Here is an 18,895-nt window from a genome sequence, read left to right as displayed (position 1 = left end):
CTGGCGTCCTCTGCACTGCCGGTATCGTTCGTGTATGGTTCGACACCGTTCCTGCATGGTTTCCGGTCGCTTGTGCATGGTTCGGAGCGCAACCTGCATGGTTTGCCGCCATTACTGTAGAGCCGGAGCCCCTACCTGCGCGCCTCCCTCGGGTAGACGGCCGGATTCTCCGATGCCGCTCGATGCCATATCGGCCACTTTCCGCGGCTCCGCATGATCGTCGCCCCCGTTGCAACCTATCTTTTCGGCACCACACCATGCAGGTTCGGCCGAAAAACCTACAGGTTCGTCCTCGAACCGTACACAACCATTGCCACACCATACAGGTAGTCTCCCGGACCGTGCAGGTTCGCCCCTGAACCATGCAGATCACGCCTCGACGACCATGCATCCTATGTATCCCCATCGTGCACCTCCCGCCCCGGCTCATCCTCAGGCATGATGGCAGGGGAACCATCCCCGCGATAGCCTTGGGCGTATGGGTGTTGTGATGGGACGGATCGTGGCATGGGGCCGCTCGCATGTGCTGGTCGTGGATGTGTTGCTCATGTTGGCGATGGCGGCATTCTGCCTGCTGCTGGCGAGCGACACCGATCCGGGCACCGTCCCGGCGCTGTTGTTCCCCACGACCATGCGCGCCATGCGTCTGTGGTCGATCATCATCCTCATGCCGGCGGCGATGCGGCGGTGGCGGCCCGAGATGGCCTCTTGGCTGTTCGTCGCGCTGTGCGTGGCCCATCTCGTGTTCGGCCCCGCGGTCACGTACGCCGATCTCGTTTCCCTGCTGATGCTGTATTCGGCGCTGCTGTACGGCGATCCGCGCCATACGCTGCGTTTCGTCGTCGCCGCGTTCTCGATGGGCGCGCTCGTCTCCGGCGTCTGGGCGTTTGCGTTCAATCTGGGGCCGATGTTCGATGGGGCCGATGGGCCGCCGACGAGGATGGCCATACCGGCCATGCCGACGTGCCGTTCGTCGACCAGTGGCGTATTCGGCGCACAATCGGCGAGCTGCGCCGGAAGGATCGCGATTGACGCGGGGCTCCTGTTCCTGCTCGTTTCGATATGTCTGGTCAGCGTGATCGTCATGGCGTTCTGGCAACGCGCGCGGGCGGCCACGCTCAGGGCCATTCGCGAGCGCAACGAGTCGATCGCCGCGCGCGAGGTCGATGAGACGCGCATCGCGCGGTTGGCGGAACGTGCGCGCATCGCCCGCGACATGCACGACGTGGTGGCGCATACCCTGTCGACAATCATCGTCCAGTCGGATGGGGGACGGTACGCCGGCGCGCACGATCTCGCCGTGGCGAAACGTACGATGACGACGATTCGCCGCGAGGCGGCGCACGCCCAGCGCGACATGCACCGGCTGTTCGACGTGTTCGGCGGATCGGCCGGCACCGGCTACGCGGACATCCCCGACCTGTTCGACGGCCATCCGCCGGTCGCGCGTCATGTGGACGGCGACGCGCGCCCCGATCGTCTCTCCCCCGATGCGGATACCGCCGTGTTCCGTCTCGTACAGGAATCGCTGTCCAACGTGCGCAAGCATGCGGGTGACGGCGCCCGTGTGACGATGGACGAGACCTGGGGTTCGGACGCGTTGGAAATCGTCATCCATGATGACGGTATGGGAGCGTCCTCCGCCGTCGACGGGCATGCGCCCGGATATGGTCTGGTCGGCATGCGCGAGCGCATCGTCGCGACGGGAGGCGACGTCGAAGCAGGACCGTCGCCCGTAGGCGGGTTCACGGTCGCCGCGACGGTTCCGCTGCAGCCTGACCGTCGGCCCACCCGCGTGAATTCCGACGACTCCGCGAGGCCCGACGACGCCGTGCCGGCGGCCCTGTCGAAGCTGCATGCCGATCTGGCGTCGTTGCGCTCCCGTCTGTCCGGCATCGACGTGGACGCCGATGGCGTCGTATCCGGCGGCGCGGCGGGCATGACGCGCATCGGACGGGTGGCGTGGTGGACCGAACGGCACTACCTGTTCATGGACACGCTGACCGCGGCGCTGCTGACGCTCATGTTCCATACCGCGACGTTCAACGATTCGGGGCTGTCCTCCGCCACGTTCGCCTCGCTGCCGGCGAGGCGTGCGATCGCCGTGGCGGTGACGGCGTTCCTGCTCGCGCCGTACGCGTTCCGTCGCCGGTTCCCGGAGTCGGCCGCTCTGGCGATGGCCGTCATGTCCGCCGTGGAATTGCTGTTCGCCCCCTCGACGCTCGCCGTGAACGTGTTCGCGTTGGCGTCGGTGTATTCGGCGGTGTTGTATGGGCGCGACAAGGCCTGGCGCTGGGTGTTGTGTTGCGCGGCGTTCGATTCGTGGCTGTTCGGGGCGCGGGTCGTGGCGGGACGGGACGGCTATGATTCGCTTGTTCATACGCTGCTGCGGGGCGACGGCGGCGAACCGGCGTGGGAGGTGGCGTTCGGCGGGCTGCTGGTCGGCGGCATGATGATGCTGTTGTGCCTGGCATGCATGGCGATGGCCGAGTGGCGTCGTTCGAGCGGATCCGACGTGTTGGTGCTGCGTCAGCGCGAGGAGGCGTTGCGCGCCGAGGAGGATCGGCGGAAGGTGCTTGCGGCGAATATGGAACGCGAGCGCATCGGCGCCGCCATGCGTTCCGAGGTCGCGGCGACGCTCGGCACGGTCATCGGCCGCGCCGACGAAGGATTGGCGATGCTCGATGGGACGTCCGCGCCTTCGCCGGAACGCATCGCCGCATCGTTCTCCGGCATCGGCGCGCAGGGGCGTGAGGCGTTGGCGCACATGCGCGGGCTGCTCGCCGTGCTGCGCGAGACCGGGTTCAGCGATGCGACGCACGAGCATGCCGAAACGGGTATGCTGCTCACCCCGATGGCGCCGTTGGACGACCAATTGGGCAAGCGGGCTGACGATCGCGTCCGGAATCGGCCCGATTGATTCCACTGATTCAGGGAAGAATCAGGGACCGAAACCGCCCGCCGGATTCCGGACACCGGGTAGGGTGGTTCGGTATGAGTGGGAACGACAGGATTCGAGTGGTCATCGCCGACGATCAGGAGCTGGTGAGGGCCGGGTTCGCCATGGTCATCGGCTCACAGCCGGACATGGACGTGGTCGGGCAGGCCGGCGACGGCGGCCGGGCCGTGGCATTGGCCGAACGGCTGCACCCCGATGTGGTGCTGATGGACGTGCGCATGCCCGGCATGGACGGCATCGAGGCCACACGCCGCATCATCGGCGCCGATGCCGGTACGTCGGGCGCCGACGACGCGGCCCCACGGGAACATGCGACGCACGTGGTCATCCTCACGACGTTCGACCTGGACGAATACGTGATGGCGGCGATCGACGCCGGCGCCTCCGGCTTCCTGCTGAAGGACGCGGAGCCGGAGATGCTGCTCAATTCGATCCGCACCGTGTACCGCGGCGATGCGGTCATCGCGCCGTCCGCGACGAAGCGGCTCATCGAGAGGATGTTCGCGGACGGGCATGCGTCCCGACTGGCGGACGGCTCCGCGGCGACCGGCTCCCCGACGCCCGACACCTCCGACTGCTGCGACGCCGATGCACGCCCCGTCTACACCGATCCGGAGCTGGAACTGCTCACCGACCGTGAACGCGAGGTCCTCGTCGAGGTCGCGCACGGTCTGAGCAATCAGGAAATCGCCGACAAGCTGTTCATCAGCCTGCCGACCGTGAAGACGCACGTGGCGCACATCCTCGCCAAGATCAACGCGCGCGACCGCGTGCAGGCGGTGGTGTTCGCCTATGACAACCGGCTGGTGTGAGCGGATCGGCGACGGAACAGAAAGAACGACGGACCGCCGGACGGCATGGTCCATGGCCATGGACCATGCCGTCCGGCGGTTCCGGTTTTCCGTCAGGCTTCGGCGAGCGCCTCGACGGGCGGGGTGCTCGCGGCGCGGCGCGCGGGCAGGAGACTGGCCAGGAGGGCGGCGAGCGCGGAGACGGCGAGGACGGCGCCGTTGGTCTTCCATTCGAAGGGCATGGCGACGGTGCCGTAGAGACTGAACACCATGGTTGAGCCGAGCCAGCCGAACAGGGTGCCGAGCGCCACGCCGGCCACGCCGGAGACGAGCGACAGCAGGAGCGCTTCGACGGCGAGGGACCGGCGCAGTTGGCCGCGGGTCATGCCGATGGCGCGCAAAGTGGCGGATTCGCGGGTGCGTTCGATGACGGACAGGCTGAGCGTGTTGGCCACGCCGATGAGGGCGATGAGCACGGCGACGGCGATGAGACCGACGAGCAGGGCCATCATGGCGTCGATGCTGGTGTCCCACATATCGCGTTCGGCGATGGGGCCGGCGACGTTGGCGTCGGGGATGGCTCCCAGGGCTTCGCGCACGCCGTCGATGACGCCGGCGACGCCATTGTGGTTGGCGTCGGGATTGACGGTCATGAGGAGGATGCGTCCCTGTTCGGTCAGGTCGCCGTCGGCGAAGTGGCTGGCGGTGACGAAGGCGACGGCGTCGTGGTCGGAGGAGACGCGCCGATAATCGGCCTGGACGACGGTGAGATCGAGTCCGGACGCGCCCGCGGCGCCTGCAGCGCCCGCGGCGCCGGCGGAACCGGCATCGGCGGCGAAATCGGCCGTGTGGGTTCGGCCGAAGTCGATGTCGGCGCCGCTCAAGGCGTGACGCGGCATGAGGACGTCATGGTCGTTCAGGGTGACGCCGGTCAGGTCGGCGTGCATGACCTTCGCGAGGCCGTCGAGGTCGGGGATGCCGACGATGAGGACGTCGATGCCGTGTCCCTGGTCGTCGGTGACGTGACGCAGGGCGGTCGGCGCGTCGAGGACTCGTCCGACGCCCTCGACGCGGCGCACCTGTCGGCTCTGCTCCTCGGTCATGCCGGTGCCCGTGGCGATCATGTCGACGCTGTAGCGGGTGGCGAGCGCGTCGGCCATGGTGGTCTTGGCGCTGGCGGCACCGGTGGCGATGGCGGAGACGAGGGTGACGCCGATGAGGAGGGCGGCGCCGGTGGAGGCGACCCTGCGCGGGTTCTTCTGGATGTTGGCGTGGGCGATGGCGGCGCTGGGGCCGGTCGTGGCGGCGAGGGCGCCGGCGCCGCGCATGAGGGCGGGCATCCAGCGGACGGCGGAGACGACGAGCGCGATGAACGTGAGCGCGCATCCTCCCATGGCGGCGAGCAGGACGGCGGGATAATGGTCGGTGGCGAGGGATTCGCGTCCGACGGCGGACAGGTGCGTCTGCCAGACGCCGAACGCGCATGATGCTATGCCGACGGCGAGCATGAGGATGGAGAGGACGGTGCGCGCGTGCCCGCGATGTGCGGTTTCGGTCAGTTCGATGGGACGCAGCGCCTCGAGCGGCGTGACGGCGGTGGCGGCGCGTGCGGGGCCGAGGGACGCGATGACGGTCATGACCATGCCGAAGGCGATGGGGACCGCGATGACGGGCCAGGTGACGATGAGGCGCATGGGCGCGCCGGTGGTCTTCATGACGCCGGTGGCGCACAGCAGTGCCATGAGTCCGATGCCGAGCGCGACGCCGAGCAGCGAGGCGATGAGGCCGAGGATTCCGGCTTCGCAGAGGACGGAGGCGTACAGTTGGCGGCGGTCGGCGCCGATGGTGCGCAGCAGGGCGAGGATGCGCCGGCGCTGGGCGACGAGCACCTGGAACGTGTTGGCGATGACGAGCGCGGCGACGAGCAGGGCGAGTACGCCGAAGCTCATGAGGAACGTGGTGACGACGCTGGTGCCGTTGGCGCTGAGGGATTCCACGGCGAGCCGGTCGGCTTCGTCGCGGTCCACGAGCCGGCTGTATCGGGGCAGGAGACGCCTGATGGCGGCCGTGTCCGCTTGGGAGTCGAGGTCGAGGTAGACGGATGTGGCGGCGACCTGATCGAAGTCGGTGACGCCGTTGGCATAGGCCATGAGGTCGTCGGAGAGGATGGAGGCGCCGCCGTCGTACGCGTAGGCGCCGTTGGGGTCGTCGGTCAGCCCCGTCACGCGCGCTTCGACGCCATTGGCGAGGTCCCGGCTTTCGTCGGTGTTTCCGACGTTGTTTCCGGCGGCGTTCGTACGGGGGACGACCCGCACCGTGTCGCCCACGTGCAGACCGAGTTGTCCGGCGACGCGTTCCGGCAGGGCGATCCCGTGGCCGCCGACGGGCCGCTCGCCGCGTGTGACGGTCACGGGCAGCAGGCTCGTCTCGCCCGTGTTGATGGCATGGCTGGTGGCATGGCGGGCGCCGTTGGACAGCCCGATGTCGGCGGCGGTGACGGCGCGCGCGCCTTCGACGCCTGCGACGGCGCGCATGTGGTCGAGATGGTAGTCGGCCACGGTGCGCGAATACGCCTCGTCGGTCTGCTTGTCGGTGGGATGTTCGGGCAGGTCGGTCAGGACCATCGCGTCCGCTCCGGCGTAGATGGCGGTCTGCTGGCGGATGAGGGAGTCGTTCATGGCGTTGCCGAACAGGAACGTGGAGGCGATGAACGCGGTGCCGATGAGCACGGCGACGCCTGCGGGGATGAGCATGCGGGCGGTTTTGCGCATGAGGTTCACGGTGATGCGGAACATGGGTCGTCCTTGCTTGCGTGGATCGGTTCGGTCAGTGGGCGTGACGGTAGGAGCCGGCACGGTGCGCGCCGGCGTGGGCGGCGGCATGGGTGTCCCGGGCCGCGTGGGACCGCCGCGGCGGTGCCGGCGGTTCGGTGGATGCCGACCGTTCTTCGGCGGCGAGCGCGGCCCGCCGTTCCGTCATGAGCAGCTGGTTCATGCGGTCGGCGGTGGGATGGGTTTCGTCGGCGACGATGCGACCGTCGGCGAACACGATGGCGCGGTCGGCGTATGAGGCGGCGACGGCGTCGTGCGTGACCATGACGATGGTCTGTCCGAGCTCGTCGACGGATCGCCTGAGGAATGCGAGCGTTTCGGCGCTCGACACGGAGTCGAGGTTGCCGGTGGGTTCGTCGGCGAACACGAGGGATGGTTTGGTGATGAGCGCGCGGGCGATGGCGACGCGCTGCCGCTGGCCTCCGGACAGTTCATTCGGCCGATGGTCCAGGCGTCGTCCGAGCCCCAGCGTCCCGACGAGCAGATCGAACCATGCGCGGTCCGGTTTGGCGCCGGCGAGCGTCAACGGCATGAGGATGTTCTGTTCGGCGGTGAACATCGGCAGCAGGTTGAAGCTTTGGAAGATGAATCCGATGCGGTCGCGGCGCAGCAGGGTGAGCTGCCGGTCGTTCATGCGGGTCAGATCGCGGCCTTCGAAGATGACGTGGCCGGAGGTCGCCGAGTCGAGTCCGGCGAGCGTGTGCATGAGCGTGGATTTGCCGGAGCCGGACGGCCCCATGATCGCGGTGAACCGCCCCTTCCCGAAGCTCACGTCCACGCCGCGCAGCGCGTGCACGACGTTGTCGCCTTCGCCGTAGTCCTTGGTCAGTCGAATCGCCTGGATGGCGGGGGTCGTGGTCTCGTCCATGTCGTTGCTCCCATAGTCGGGCCGGACCCGTCGTCCGGCGTATGGTCCCCACGATATGGGCGTTCCCCCGCGCGCCCCATCGTGCGCGGGAGTGATTCGCGATGGCCGGCATCATCCTCGAGGATGATGCCGAAAACGAACGGGGCGGCGGACGACGTGGAACCGTCGTCCGCCGCCCCTTGTCGGGCCGATCGCCCGGGAGCCTTCCCCTATTCCGGGATCCCGCCGTCACGCCGCCGCGTCATGACCCACGGCGACGCCCCTTCGACGTGGGGATCCCACCGGGTTCACTTGGCGAGACCGGAGGCGCGCAGCGCCTCGAAGCCGCCCTTGAGGTCGTCGAGGATGTCCTCGATGTTCTCCAGGCCGACGGACAGGCGGATGGTGCCCTGGTGGATGCCCTGGTCCTCGAGCTCCTCCACGGTCTCCTGGGAGTGCGTGGTGGAGGCCGGGTGGATGACGAGGGACTTGGAGTCGCCGACGTTGGCCAGCAGGCTGAACAGGTGCAGGTTGTCGATGAAGACGCGCGCCGCGTCCTTGCCGCCCTTGATGTCGAAGGTGAAGATGGAGCCGGCGCCGTTCGGGAAGTACTTCTTGTACAGCTCGTGGTCGCGACGGCCCTCGATGGACGGATGCGAGACGGACTCGACCTCGGGCACGGTCTGCAGGTACTCGACGACCTTGAGCGCGTTCTCGACGTGGCGTTCGACGCGCAGCGACAGGGATTCGGTGCCCTGCAGCAGCAGGAACGCGGCGAACGGGGACAGCAGCGCACCGGTGTCGCGCAGCAGGATGGCGCGGATGCGGGTGGTGAACGCGGCCGGTCCGAGGGCCTCGAAGAAGTTCAGGCCGTGGTAGGACGGGTCCGGCTCGGTGAGGGTCGGGAACTTGCCCGGGACCTCGGCCCAGTCGAACTTGCCGCCCTCGACGACGGTGCCGCCCAGTGCGGTGCCGTGGCCGTTGATGAACTTGGTCGCGGACTCGATGACCACGTCGGCGCCGTGCTCGAGCGGTCGGAACAGGAACGGGGTGGCGAAGGTGTTGTCGACGAACACCGGCAGATGGTGCTTGTGGGCGATCTCCGAGATGGCCTCGAAGTTCGGCAGGTCGGCGTTCGGGTTGCCGAAGGTCTCGAAGTAGACGAGCTTCGTGTTCTCCTGGATGGCGTCCTCGAAGTTCTGCGGGTCCTCCGGGTCGACGAAGGTGGTGGTGATGCCGTCGCGCGGCAGCGTGTGCTTGAGCAGGTTGAAGGTGCCGCCGTAGATGTTCTTGGAGGAGACGATGTGGTCGCCGGTCTGCGTGATGTTGCGCACCGCGTATTCGACGGCCGCGGCGCCGGAGGCGACGGCGATGCCGGAGGTGCCGCCCTCGAGGGCGGTGATGCGCTCGGTGAACACGGCCTCGGTGGTGTTGGTCAGTCGGGCGTAGATGTTGCCCGGGTCGGCGAGGCCGAAGCGCGCCTCGGCGTGGTCGAAGTTGTGGAAGACGTAGGAGGCGGTCGCGTAGATCGGCACGGCGCGGGCGTCGGTGGCCGGATCGGCGTTCTCCTGACCCGCGTGCAGCTGCAGCGTCTCGAAGTGGTAGTTCTTGTTCTCGGCCATGATGTGTGCTCCTTGTCGGTTGGTCTCGAGGTGTTGGTTATGACGGTACGACCCCTGCCCCGCGCGCCGCAAGCCCGACGTTATCGGGGTTGCCTATAGGGGCTTATCATCCGTTGGCATCATTGGCGTCGCCGGGGATGGGCCGGGGCGGATCCGCCGTCGGAAACCCCCGCGACACGCCGGATGGCCGCCGCGCGCCGCGTCCTCGCGCCGGAGCCGCGCACCCCGGCACGTCTCGCTATGCGGCCGTGCGCGGCGCGGGGACGTGAACCGGTTCGTGAATCGGACTACGCTCGGCGGTGATGATTGTCGCGGCGCCGCGCGCATGCGTCGGCGCCGCACGTTCCGATGATTGGAGTGAAAGACCCATGACCGACGTCACCCTCTACGACCGCGACCCCCTGTACATCCCGCGCGTGGCCGCCGTGCACGACATGTGCGGTTACGGCAAGTGCTCGCTGACCGCCGCCATCCCGATCCTGTCCGCCGCCGGATGCGACGTGTGCCCGGTGCCGACCGCGTTGTTCTCCGCGCACACGCGCTACGAGGTGTTCACCTTCCATGACACGACGGAGATCCTGCCCGGCTACCTTGACGCGTGGCGCAAGGAGAACGTGGACCTGGACGGCGTGTACTCCGGTTTCCTCGGCTCCGCCGAGCAGGTGGCGCTGATCCAGCGCCTGTACCGCGAGTACCCGAAGGCGCTGCGCCTGGTCGATCCGGTGATGGGCGACGCGGGCCAGATGTACCCGACGTACACGCCGGAGCTGTGCGAGGCGATGGGCGCGCTGGCGGACGGTGCCGACGTGCTCATGCCGAACCTGACGGAGGCGTCGATTCTCACGAAGCGCGACTATCCGGGCCAGGATCTGGATGACGCGGCCGTCACCGACCTGCTGGACGCGCTGCTGAAGCTCGGCGCGAAGAACGTGGTGCTGAAGGGCATCGACCATGGCGACGGCAGAATCGTCAACTACGTGGCGAGCGCGGAGACCGGCGCGGAGAACAAGATCGAGCTCGCGCACGAGAAGCTGCCGTACATGATCCACGGCACGGGCGACGCGTTCGCCTCCGCACTGTGCGGCGCGGTGCTGGCCGGCCGCGGTCTCGCCGAGTCGGCGAGGATCGCCGGCGAGTTCGTGCGCCATGCGATGGAGAGCACGCGCCACCAGCCGAACTTCGAGGAGCGCGGCGTGAGCTTCGAGCTGAACCTCGGCGAGCTCACCGGTCTGGTGAAGTGACGTTCCGTCCGTGACGGCGGGAGGGGCGTGGGGCGTCGCGGCTCCACGCCCCTCCTCCGTTTCATGCGCGTCCCGCGCATATCGCATCGTCACTGGTGCAATGGGTCGGTCTCGCACAGGTAGAACTGGTGCCCTTTCTGCGTGTTCTGACCGTATTTGAAATCCGGGTTCGGCTTGTCGTCGATCTGTTCGAAGTATTCGCCGAAGAACTCCTGGTACCGTCGGTTGGCCTCCATGGTCTGCTCGTCGCTGGGTTGCGCGACGGCGCTCACGGTCATCGTATCGATGTACTCGTCCTCGCCCAACGGCCCCGGCAGCAGATCGTGCTTGACGTAGCACCGGTAGCTGGCCCGGGCCAGGGCCTCGGCGTCGAGGTTGTCGGGATTGTCGCGCATCTGCTGGTAGATGGATTGCACATTCCAGAAGTCGGTCTTCTTCGCGCAGTCCTCCTGCACGTCCAGAATCTCCGGATCGGAGAGGCTGCCGCGCATCTGCCGCACCTCGGTTTCGGTGGCGACCAGACCATAAGGCGCAAGACACTGCTGTTGAGCGGTGAGGATCTCGTTCCATTCGGCGTCGGTGACCTGGCAGTCCTCCAGAATGCGTTTGGCGAGTTCCGTCTTCGCGTTCCTGTATTCCCGTTTGAACTCGTCGGCGTATGGACCGGAGAAATCCGGAGCCTTGCAGGCGACGGCGGTGGATTGTGCGGCGTCGCCGTTCGACGCGGTGCCCGACTGCGAACCGCAAGCCGCGCAGGACGCAAGCAGGGATACGGATACCAGCAGTGCAAGCGCATGACGGACATCGTGTTGCATATGCCCTTTGTCTATTCCCCGACCGACCATGATGACCTCCTCGTTCGTTTCCAGCATAGGCATGGGCGCCCGGAAACCATCGCATTGCCGTAGTCGCAGGGATTACAGCCAACAATGCGGAATCGAAGCGGCGGACGTACCGTGGAACCATCGGCAGGCGATGATGCTCTGCTTATGCGATGGCCAGGCCGGTAATGGCGCCGAGGCCATACATGACGGAGGCATCCGCTCGAACGATAAGGAGCATCACCATGAAGCGCGTACTGGCACATCGTATAACCGTATTGGCATTGACCGCCGCCATGCTATGCTTCTCCGCCGCATGCGACGGACCGTCTTCGGACACCATCGCCCAGCCGGAAGGCGAGCCCACGTTTTCGGGCCCTTGGGCCGAGGATTTCAGCCGGAGCTACGATCAGGCCCGCGAATCCGGCAATACGTTCGCGCAGGACGTGCTGCGCGACGAGCGGATCACCGAGGCGGAGGCCACGGAGACGGCGAACCGATTCCGATCATGCATGGCGGATGCCGGATTCGTATACGACTATGTGAACCCGGATGGCTCCACCCAAATGCAGGTCGGCGACATGGGCGACGACGATCAGCGGCGGCTCCATGAGCGCAGCGTCGTCTGCGGCAGACAGTCGGGCCAGGATTTCATCACACCCCTGTATAACGCGTTGGTCCAGGATCCGGACGGCGAACTGCGCAACCGTACACCGGAGGAGATACGACGTGATCTGGCGGCGTGCCTCGTGCGCAAGGGCGCGGTCGGCCCGGAGTTCACCGCGGACGACGTCCCGATCGTCGACGAGGACGGCGAGGAGTACCGTCTGCTGGGCGAACAGTTCACCAATCCCGGCGGCAGATACTACAGCGAGCGGAACTCCGAGATCTGGATCCAATGCAACGACGATCCACGCAGGTAGGCCGGCGCGATTGCGGCTGGAACGCCGACATCGCGCTCGTTCATCGCGGTTCCTTCGCCGGCTGTCCGGAGGCTTGGATGCCGGCCAACGGTTCCAGCCATCGGTAGTCGGATTCGGTGCGGCATTGGTCGATGACGGCCGATCGCCGCAGGCCGTCCATCGAACCCCGGACCGGTACGACGCTCTCGCCGATGGGTTCGCCGTCGTCGTCCGTGATCGTCTTGGCCTGCATCCCATAGACGGACAGGCACGCGTTGTAGGCCTTGCGCACTTCGGCGAGTTCGTCCGGCGTCACCACGCCGTCTTCGAGTATGCTTCGCCCGAGTTCGGTGTGCAGGTTGTTCCATGCGTCCAGCGTCTCGTACTTGTGTGGACCGGTGAATTCGGGGTGGTCGCTGCCCGTGGCCAACGTGCGGCTGGTTCCGTCGCGCGCGTCGGCCGCCACGCCGCTCCACGGCTGCGGAAGCGATGCGGCCAGCGGCACGGCTATGGCGATGCATGCGACGAGGAACGTGACGGCCGTCAGCATGCGACGATGCGGACGATCGAGGCCGGCGACGAGGCTGTGAAGCCGTGTCCGATGGGCGCGCCTGCGTGGTCGGTCGTCGCCGTGGGGCCCGGTCATGATGCACGCTCCCGGTGGCGTGCCGGACCTGGGCGCATGGGGATGCGGGCGTACAGTATCCAGTCGCCGTCTTCGGCCGTGGTGTTGAGTTCGCCTCCCATCCCCCGGATGATGCGCCGGTGCAGGGCAAGTCCGCTGCCATGCGGTCTGGGCGCGGCCGGCATGCCGTCACCGGCGCGTCGCGCGGCATCGCCGTGCGAGGCGATCGGATTGGTCTCCATGATCTCGACGGCGTTTCCGCCGAAGGTGATGACGCAGCGGTATTCGCCCGCATCCGGACTCATGTGCCGGGTGATGTTCGCCGCGATCTCGCCGATGAGGTCGGCCGCGGCCGTCAGCGACTCCGCGGAGCAATCGTCGTCCGTTTCGCCGCGCAGGTCGAACCGGCCATGGAAGCCGAGATGCGCGAGTCTGGCTTCGGCCGCCTGCGCGGCGGTCGATACGTCCTCCCGCCGGCGGGAGGCGGCGCGAGGCGTCGGAGGGAGGTCGGCGTCCGGCGAAGCGTGACGTTCCGGTGCCTCCGATGCCGCCGGAACCTGCCGCCCATCGCCATCGGAGGATGACGGCCGCTCGAGCAGATTGATCACATGGTGAATCTCGTCGAGCACGGACAGCGCCTGGTCGTTGACGAACCGCCAGTCGGCGCGTTCGCCCGCATGCGCCCCGTCATCGCCAATGCGCCGCAGCTCGCGTTGCGCGGTCAACGCGATGTAGGAGAGCCCGCCGGACGCCGAATCGTGGATGCGCGAGGCGAGCCGCGTGTTGCGCTGCAACGTGTCGAGCTCCCATTGCCGGCGTTCCAGGGCCACGGCCCGTTCGCGCATCTCGTCGCGCTGCCGGCGCCATCGGAACGACATGCCGCCCATCGCGGCGAGCGTGAACATGCCGATGTAGTTGACCATGCCGATCCATGTGGCGGACAGCGCGTTGAACGTGTTCAAGGCGACCGGCACGCATTCGGCGATGGTCACCGTGAGCAGCGCGCCGACGGCCACGGGGATGGCGCTGTCGTATCCGATGACCGCGAGCGCCAGATACGCGGCCCACAGCGGGTTCGGCCCGGACAGGTCGAGGACGAACAGCCGCGCCACCACGGTCGCGATGATGAGCCAACCCGAGATCCGCGGGAGGAACGGCGAGAGCACGATGGCGACGACGGAGATCCCGGAGAACAGGAAGTTCAACGGGTAGACCGGCGGGATCGCCGCCCATTCGATCAGCGTGGCGGCGAGGGTGAACGCGGCGATGGCGATGCGGAACCAATGCGCGCGCAGCCAATGGAACGGACGGGACGGCACGCCGCCGGGGTCCGCGTCCCTCTCCGGCACGGCGTTCATCGTTCGTCTTCCGCCGAGCCGGTCCACAGGGCGACGGCCTGGCCGCGTGTGGAGACGCCGAGCTTGTGGATGGCGCGCGTCAGGTAGGTTTTGGCGGTGGAGACGCCCACCTGCATGTCGGCGGCGATCCGGATCGTGTCGAGGCCGCGCGAGCACAGGTTCATGGCTTCGGCCTCCCGGTCCGACAGGAGGAAGCGGCGTGGCATGCGGCTTCCGGCGAGGCGAGCGTGCGCGGCGGCGGCCGTCTCGAACGTGGCGTCCGTCGCGCCGGACGGCCATGTGCCGCCGGCGGCGAGCGTGCGGATCGCCTCGACGATCGGCGTTTCGACGGCTTTGGGCACGATGCCCTGCGCGCCGGCTTCGGCGGCTTTGGACGCGTAGACGGCGAGCGAGAACGAGGTGACGGCGAGGATGGCGACGCGCGCGGTCTTCACGCGGATGGCGCGGCAGACGGCGGGACCGGACAGTTCGTCCATGCTCATGTCCGTCAGGAGCACGTTCGGCGCGGTGTCCGGGGCGAGGCATCGGGCGAGCGCGTCGCGTCCGGATGTGGTCTTCCAGATGACGCGCGCCTCGCCCATGAGTTCGGTGATCGTGCGTTCGAGGAAGGCGAGCGCGAACGGGTCGTTGTCGAGCAGTCCGATGGTGACGATGGGACGCGCGTCGTGCGCGGGTGCGGCTGTCGCCCGGTCGTCGGCGTTCATGGTGCTTCCCTCCCCGGGCTTCTTCCGGTCGCGCGTCGGTGCGCGACGTTCCGGCCCTTGTTTTCACGGTAGCACCGGACGCGCCGCGGCGACGGCATTGTCGTCGTCCGTCGGATGACGGCTGGTCGTGTTTCGTCCTGTCGCGGCCCGACCTCTGCGATGCTTCACCGGCGGCGATGCCTCACCGGCCGTAGACTGGAGGGCATGGGTTCCGTTTCGTTCAATGAGCGCGTGTACGCGGTGGTGCGCCGCATCCCGCGCGGCATGGTCGCCACGTACGGACAGGTGGCGGCGTTGGCGGGCGCGCCTCGCAACGCGCGCATGGTCGGCTATGCGCTGCATGTCAATCCGGAGCCGGGCGTGATTCCCTGCCATCGCGTCGTGTTCCGCGACGGTTCGCTCGCGCCCGGCTTCGCGTTCGGCGGCCCGGACGAGCAGCGCGCCCTGCTCGAGGAGGAGGGCGTCGTGTTCGTCCCGCCGGCGGCGAAGCCGGCGGGCGACCCGGGCTGGCGGGTCGACCTCGACCGATGCCAGTGGCGGGAGTAGACGCCGGGACAGGTCGTCCGGCACTGCCTGTGGTCTTTCAACACCTCACGCCGAGGTCATGCCCGTCACGTTCCCGCCGTTCCTCGGACCAGTCGCACCTCCCCCTGTTCGCGGCGGATGAGGCCGAGCGCCTCCAGTTCGCCCAGGTCGGCGAGCAGCCGCGGCATGCCGGCGTCCGGATCATCCTCACGAAGCCGTTCCAGCAGTGCGTCCGGTGTGACGGGCACGTGCCGTCGCCTGCATGAGCGGATGGCCGTCAGTACGGCCTGTTGCGATGCGACGAGCGCATCCTCCCGTTCCGCGGCCGTGTCGCCGTCGGCTGCGGTTTCCTCTCCCGCATCGCCCGCGGGTCCGGGCGCCCTGTCGTCGTTCCCGTCTCCGTCCGCGCCGTCGTCCCCTGCCGCTCCCGGTATCCGCCACGGTTCCTCTCCCAGCTCGGGCTTGTGCGCCGGGTGGACGAGCTCGTCGATCTCCTCGACAGAGGCGAGCAGCATGGCCTGATGGTCGGCGATGATCCGGTTGCATCCGGCGTTGTGCGGCATGGTGATAGGGCCGGGCACGGCAATCACCTCCCGGTTGAGGTCGTTCGCCCAGTTGGCGGTGCTGAGCGCACCGGAGCGCAGTCTCGCCTGCGCGACGACGACGGTGGAGGCGAGCGCCGCGATGATCCGGTTGCGCAGCAGGAACCGTCGCGCCTCGGGGATGGTGCCCGGGCAGAGTTCGCTGATGAGCGCACCGCCCTGTCCGACCATCCGTTCGAACAGCGGCAGGTTCGTGGAGGGGCCGATGTGGTTGAGCCCGCCCGCGAACACGGCGACGGTGCGCCCGACGTCGCTCGCGTCGCCGACGCCGTCCATGGCGGCGAGCGCGCCCCAATGGGCGGCCGCGTCGGTGCCGAGCGCCCCGCCGGAGACGATGAGATGGCCGGCCGCCGCGACGCGTGTCGCGGTCTCGCGCGCCACGGTGCGCCCGTAGTTGGTGGCGCCGCGCGAACCGACCACGGCGACCGGTTTCGCGCAGCTGGTGAGCGCGCGCACGTCGCCGACGCCCCACAGGCAGAGGGGCGACGCCCAGTCGCGGCGTGTGGACAGATCCTGCAGCTGGTGCGGCCAGTACGGGCTGGCCGGGCCGATGATCCATTGCGCGCCGTCCATCGTGAACCAACCGGCGAGATGCTCCCAGTCGAGGGTGGGCAGGGTGTCGAGGCGCGCATGCCATCCGGCGAGCGCCTTGTGGAACGCGCGCATGCCCTGCGGCGTGACCCTACCGCCCCATCTGGCCAGGCCGACGGCGAACACGTGGTCGAGTCCGCTCCTCGCCACCCCCGCCGCCGCGCCGGCGTTGCCGGGTCTCGACCCGATGATGAGCCTCAGCGCCTCCGTCCCGCTGCCCGCCCCTTTGATGGTGGCGTACATGATCGCGTCCGCCCCGTCGAGGCAGTAGGTGAGCGTGGCACGTGCCAGCGTCTCCCGGTCGGGCGGCGGGTAGCGCCGCGTCGTCAAGGAATATGGTGTCTCCATGGCCGTGTCCTTCCATTGATCCCATGGTTTCCATGGAATCCGTGTAATACGTGTGATTCGTCGGTTGTGTTGCGATGCCGTCCATTGCCGGCTCCTTTCCGTAGGCGCCCCGCGCGGGGACGCTCATATCAGCCGCGTGCGCAGCGCGATGCCCTGCAGGGTCTCCTCGCGGCCGGGGGACGTCCGTCCGGCCAGGTCGGCGAGCGTCCAGGCGAGGCGCAGCGCCCGGTCCGCGCCCCTCAGGCTCAGCCGTTGCGTCTCCAGCGCGCGGTTGACCGGTTCGAGCGCCTGCGGGGAGACGTGCTCGCGCATCCACGTGCCGGACGCCTGCGCGTTGCAGGTCCACCCGTGAGCCCGGTAGCGTTCGGCGGCGACGCGACGCGCCTGGACGACGCGACGCCGTATCCGCGCGCTGGTCGGCCCGGTCTCGTAGCGTTCCCCGCCGATGATGCGCGGCACGGGCGGCACCTCCACCTGGATGTCGATGCGGTCGAGGATCGGCCCGGAGAGCCTGCCGAAGTAGCGTTGCCGTTCCTTGTGCGTGCACACGCAGCGCTCCCCCGTGCCGTAGCTCATGCCGCACGGGCAGCCGTTCGCCGCCATGACGAGCTGGAACGCGGCGGGATAGTAGGCGGTGCCTTTGGAACGGGACAACGCCACGTACCCGGATTCCAACGGCTCCCTCAACGTCTGCAACGCGCGCGCCGAGAATTCGGGCGCCTCGTCCATGAACAGGACGCCGCGGTGGGCGCGCGTGATCGCCCCGGGTTCGGCCAATCCGCTGCCGCCGCCCACCAGCGCCGCCGTGGAGGACGTATGGTGCGGAGCCTCGAACGGCGGCACGTCGCTGATGCCATAGGCGTTGAGCGTGCCGCACAGGGAGCGGATGGACGCCACCTCCAACTGTTCGGCGTCGGTCAGCGGGCACATGATGCCGGGCATGCGCGAGGCGAGCATCGTCTTGCCCGAGCCGGGAGGCCCGACCATGATCATGTGGTGTCCGCCGGCTGCCGCCACCTCCAACGCCCATTTCGTCTGCTCCTGCCCGACCACGTCGGCCATGTCGCCGATCCTCGCCCACGCCGGCTCGCCGTCCTGCGACGAGCCCGTCTCCCCGGCTCCGCCGCCGACCGCGGTCTCGTCCGGCAGCCGGTAGCGCGCGGTGCCGCCCATGAGTTCGATGAGCTCGCCCACGTGACGCACGCCGAGCACGTCCACCCCGTCGATCAGATGAGCCTCCTCGAGGTTGCCGACGGGCAGGATCACCTGCCTGACGCCGCGCTCGCGCGCGTGCAGGAGGATCGGCAGCACGCCGTTGATCGGCAGCACCGTGCCGTCGAGGTTCACCTCGCCCATGACGACCGAGTCGATGAGGCATTCGTGCGGGATCGCGCCGGCGGCGCCGAGCACGGCGGCCGCGATGGCCAGATCGTGCGACGAGCCGCGTTTCGGCATGCTCGCCGGGCTCAGGTTCACGGTCACGCGCGTCTCCGGCCAATGGAATCCGGTCGCCTGGCAGGCGGATTTGACGCGTTCCCGCGCTTCGGACAGCGAGGCGTCCGGCAGTCCGATGATTGAGAAGTACGGCAGGCCCGGGCTGATGAACGCCTGCATGGTGATGATGAACGCCTTCAATCCGATCAGCCCGACCGACAGCGCGTTGCCGATCGCCATCAGAACGCCCCCGGGATATGGTGGACGAGCGGACGGCCGCCGCGCACGACCACGGTGACCACGTCGAAGCGCACGCCCGTGTGGCCGATCCGATGCCCCGGCTCGAGCAGCCACTGCACGCCCGCGCGGCGCAGGTTCGCCTGCTTCGTGTACGTGACCGCCTCCTGCGGCAGCCCATGCTTCATGTTGCGCCGCGTCTTCACCTCGACGAACACGATCCGCCGTTCCGGCGACAGGGCGACGACGTCGAGCTCGCCATAGCGGCATCGCCAGTTGCGGTCGACGACCGTCCATCCGCGTTCCGCGAGCCATGCCGCGGCGTAGTCCTCGCCGAGCGCGCCCAACGCGCGTGTGGCGAGCGTGCCGTCCTTGAGCCGTTCGGCGATCCGGCCAAGCGGCTCAGGGGCGGGAATACCGGACGTCAGGGCCTCCGGCGGCGCCATCTGCAATGCTG

Annotated in this window: 15 protein-coding genes; 5 read left to right on the top strand and 10 right to left on the bottom strand. The window is 68.3% G+C overall.

All coding sequences use genetic code 11. The annotated features are described in order from the left end of the window. Positions 1 to 490: 490 nt before the first annotated feature. The gene (locus AC1AYP_RS01905) at positions 491 to 2,920 is read left to right on the top strand and encodes a sensor histidine kinase (RefSeq protein WP_476546603.1); all 2,430 of its coding nucleotides are present in this window, start codon (positions 491 to 493) and stop codon (positions 2,918 to 2,920) included. A 74-nt stretch (positions 2,921 to 2,994) separates the two neighbouring features. Beyond that, positions 2,995 to 3,771 (top strand): response regulator, encoded by a 777-nt coding sequence (locus AC1AYP_RS01900; protein WP_476546602.1) that lies wholly within the window; start codon positions 2,995 to 2,997, stop codon positions 3,769 to 3,771. Positions 3,772 to 3,863: 92 nt separating this feature from the next. On the opposite strand, the gene AC1AYP_RS01895 is transcribed toward AC1AYP_RS01900, so the two are convergent. From AC1AYP_RS01895 to AC1AYP_RS01885, 3 genes are all read right to left on the bottom strand, one after another. Next, positions 3,864 to 6,545 carry an ABC transporter permease gene (locus tag AC1AYP_RS01895; RefSeq protein ID WP_476546601.1) on the bottom strand — a complete coding sequence of 894 codons (2,682 nt, stop codon included), beginning with the start codon at positions 6,543 to 6,545 and terminating at the stop codon, positions 3,864 to 3,866. A gap of 31 nt (positions 6,546 to 6,576) precedes the next feature. Further along, a complete protein-coding gene (locus AC1AYP_RS01890) occupies positions 6,577 to 7,449 on the bottom strand; it encodes an ABC transporter ATP-binding protein (RefSeq protein WP_476546600.1) in 873 nt (290 codons plus the stop codon). Positions 7,450 to 7,736: 287 nt separating this feature from the next. Next, positions 7,737 to 9,050: an O-acetylhomoserine aminocarboxypropyltransferase/cysteine synthase family protein gene (locus tag AC1AYP_RS01885; RefSeq protein WP_476531953.1), complete on the bottom strand. Its 1,314-nt coding sequence runs from the start codon at positions 9,048 to 9,050 to the stop codon at positions 7,737 to 7,739. 368 nt (positions 9,051 to 9,418) lie between these two features. On the opposite strand from AC1AYP_RS01885, the gene AC1AYP_RS01880 reads away from it, so the two are divergent. Continuing rightward, positions 9,419 to 10,291: a pyridoxamine kinase gene (locus tag AC1AYP_RS01880; protein WP_476501816.1), complete on the top strand. Its 873-nt coding sequence runs from the start codon at positions 9,419 to 9,421 to the stop codon at positions 10,289 to 10,291. 89 nt (positions 10,292 to 10,380) lie between these two features. Here AC1AYP_RS01880 and AC1AYP_RS01875 read toward each other — a convergent pair whose 3' ends face one another. Beyond that, positions 10,381 to 11,106 (bottom strand): hypothetical protein, encoded by a 726-nt coding sequence (locus AC1AYP_RS01875; protein ID WP_476546599.1) that lies wholly within the window; start codon positions 11,104 to 11,106, stop codon positions 10,381 to 10,383. Between the two features lie 251 nt (positions 11,107 to 11,357). Between AC1AYP_RS01875 and AC1AYP_RS01870 the strand changes: the two genes are divergently transcribed. Next, positions 11,358 to 12,035 (top strand): hypothetical protein, encoded by a 678-nt coding sequence (locus tag AC1AYP_RS01870; protein WP_476546598.1) that lies wholly within the window; start codon positions 11,358 to 11,360, stop codon positions 12,033 to 12,035. Positions 12,036 to 12,075: 40 nt separating this feature from the next. Here AC1AYP_RS01870 and AC1AYP_RS01865 read toward each other — a convergent pair whose 3' ends face one another. From AC1AYP_RS01865 to AC1AYP_RS01855, 3 genes are read right to left on the bottom strand one after another with little or no spacing between them, the layout of a single operon-like run. Then, a complete protein-coding gene (locus AC1AYP_RS01865) occupies positions 12,076 to 12,660 on the bottom strand; it encodes a hypothetical protein (RefSeq protein ID WP_476546597.1) in 585 nt (194 codons plus the stop codon). Continuing rightward, positions 12,657 to 13,988: a hypothetical protein gene (locus AC1AYP_RS01860; protein WP_476546596.1), complete on the bottom strand. Its 1,332-nt coding sequence runs from the start codon at positions 13,986 to 13,988 to the stop codon at positions 12,657 to 12,659. Before AC1AYP_RS01860 ends, AC1AYP_RS01865 begins: the two co-directional genes overlap by 4 nt. Before the next feature lie 5 nt (positions 13,989 to 13,993). Next, positions 13,994 to 14,701 carry a response regulator transcription factor gene (locus AC1AYP_RS01855; RefSeq protein WP_476501821.1) on the bottom strand — a complete coding sequence of 236 codons (708 nt, stop codon included), beginning with the start codon at positions 14,699 to 14,701 and terminating at the stop codon, positions 13,994 to 13,996. Between the two features lie 204 nt (positions 14,702 to 14,905). Here AC1AYP_RS01855 and AC1AYP_RS01850 point away from each other — a divergent pair, with 204 nt between their 5' ends. Further along, positions 14,906 to 15,247, top strand: coding sequence for an MGMT family protein (locus AC1AYP_RS01850; protein ID WP_476531946.1), 342 nt, complete (start codon positions 14,906 to 14,908; stop codon positions 15,245 to 15,247). A gap of 65 nt (positions 15,248 to 15,312) precedes the next feature. Here AC1AYP_RS01850 and AC1AYP_RS01845 read toward each other — a convergent pair whose 3' ends face one another. From AC1AYP_RS01845 to AC1AYP_RS01835, 3 genes are all read right to left on the bottom strand, one after another. Then, positions 15,313 to 16,767 carry a DNA-processing protein DprA gene (locus tag AC1AYP_RS01845; protein WP_476546595.1) on the bottom strand — a complete coding sequence of 485 codons (1,455 nt, stop codon included), beginning with the start codon at positions 16,765 to 16,767 and terminating at the stop codon, positions 15,313 to 15,315. A 123-nt stretch (positions 16,768 to 16,890) separates the two neighbouring features. After that, positions 16,891 to 18,441 (bottom strand): YifB family Mg chelatase-like AAA ATPase, encoded by a 1,551-nt coding sequence (locus AC1AYP_RS01840; RefSeq protein WP_476546594.1) that lies wholly within the window; start codon positions 18,439 to 18,441, stop codon positions 16,891 to 16,893. Next, positions 18,441 to 18,884, bottom strand: coding sequence for a YraN family protein (locus AC1AYP_RS01835; RefSeq protein ID WP_476546734.1), 444 nt, complete (start codon positions 18,882 to 18,884; stop codon positions 18,441 to 18,443). Before AC1AYP_RS01835 ends, AC1AYP_RS01840 begins: the two co-directional genes overlap by 1 nt. Between the last annotated feature and the right edge of the window lie 11 nt (positions 18,885 to 18,895).

It is taken from the genome of Bifidobacterium sp. LH_424 (assembly GCF_056356895.1).
The sequence above is the reverse complement of the archived record's forward strand: the minus strand, read 5'-3'. Positions and strand labels throughout refer to the sequence as shown.

Bases quoted from the DNA above. Each gene is read 5' to 3' on its own strand.
- AC1AYP_RS01905 (WP_476546603.1), top strand. From the start codon at position 491: ATGGGACGGATCGTGGCATGGGGCCGCTCGCATGTGCTGGTCGTGGAT.
- AC1AYP_RS01900 (WP_476546602.1), top strand. From the start codon at position 2,995: ATGAGTGGGAACGACAGGATTCGAGTGGTCATCGCCGACGATCAGGAG.
- AC1AYP_RS01895 (WP_476546601.1), bottom strand. From the start codon at position 6,545: ATGTTCCGCATCACCGTGAACCTCATGCGCAAAACCGCCCGCATGCTC.
- AC1AYP_RS01890 (WP_476546600.1), bottom strand. From the start codon at position 7,449: ATGGACGAGACCACGACCCCCGCCATCCAGGCGATTCGACTGACCAAG.
- AC1AYP_RS01885 (WP_476531953.1), bottom strand. From the start codon at position 9,050: ATGGCCGAGAACAAGAACTACCACTTCGAGACGCTGCAGCTGCACGCG.
- AC1AYP_RS01880 (WP_476501816.1), top strand. From the start codon at position 9,419: ATGACCGACGTCACCCTCTACGACCGCGACCCCCTGTACATCCCGCGC.
- AC1AYP_RS01875 (WP_476546599.1), bottom strand. From the start codon at position 11,106: ATGCAACACGATGTCCGTCATGCGCTTGCACTGCTGGTATCCGTATCC.
- AC1AYP_RS01870 (WP_476546598.1), top strand. From the start codon at position 11,358: ATGAAGCGCGTACTGGCACATCGTATAACCGTATTGGCATTGACCGCC.
- AC1AYP_RS01865 (WP_476546597.1), bottom strand. From the start codon at position 12,660: ATGACCGGGCCCCACGGCGACGACCGACCACGCAGGCGCGCCCATCGG.
- AC1AYP_RS01855 (WP_476501821.1), bottom strand. From the start codon at position 14,701: ATGAACGCCGACGACCGGGCGACAGCCGCACCCGCGCACGACGCGCGT.
- AC1AYP_RS01850 (WP_476531946.1), top strand. From the start codon at position 14,906: ATGGGTTCCGTTTCGTTCAATGAGCGCGTGTACGCGGTGGTGCGCCGC.
- AC1AYP_RS01845 (WP_476546595.1), bottom strand. From the start codon at position 16,767: ATGGAGACACCATATTCCTTGACGACGCGGCGCTACCCGCCGCCCGAC.
- AC1AYP_RS01840 (WP_476546594.1), bottom strand. From the start codon at position 18,441: ATGGCGATCGGCAACGCGCTGTCGGTCGGGCTGATCGGATTGAAGGCG.
- AC1AYP_RS01835 (WP_476546734.1), bottom strand. From the start codon at position 18,884: ATGGCGCCGCCGGAGGCCCTGACGTCCGGTATTCCCGCCCCTGAGCCG.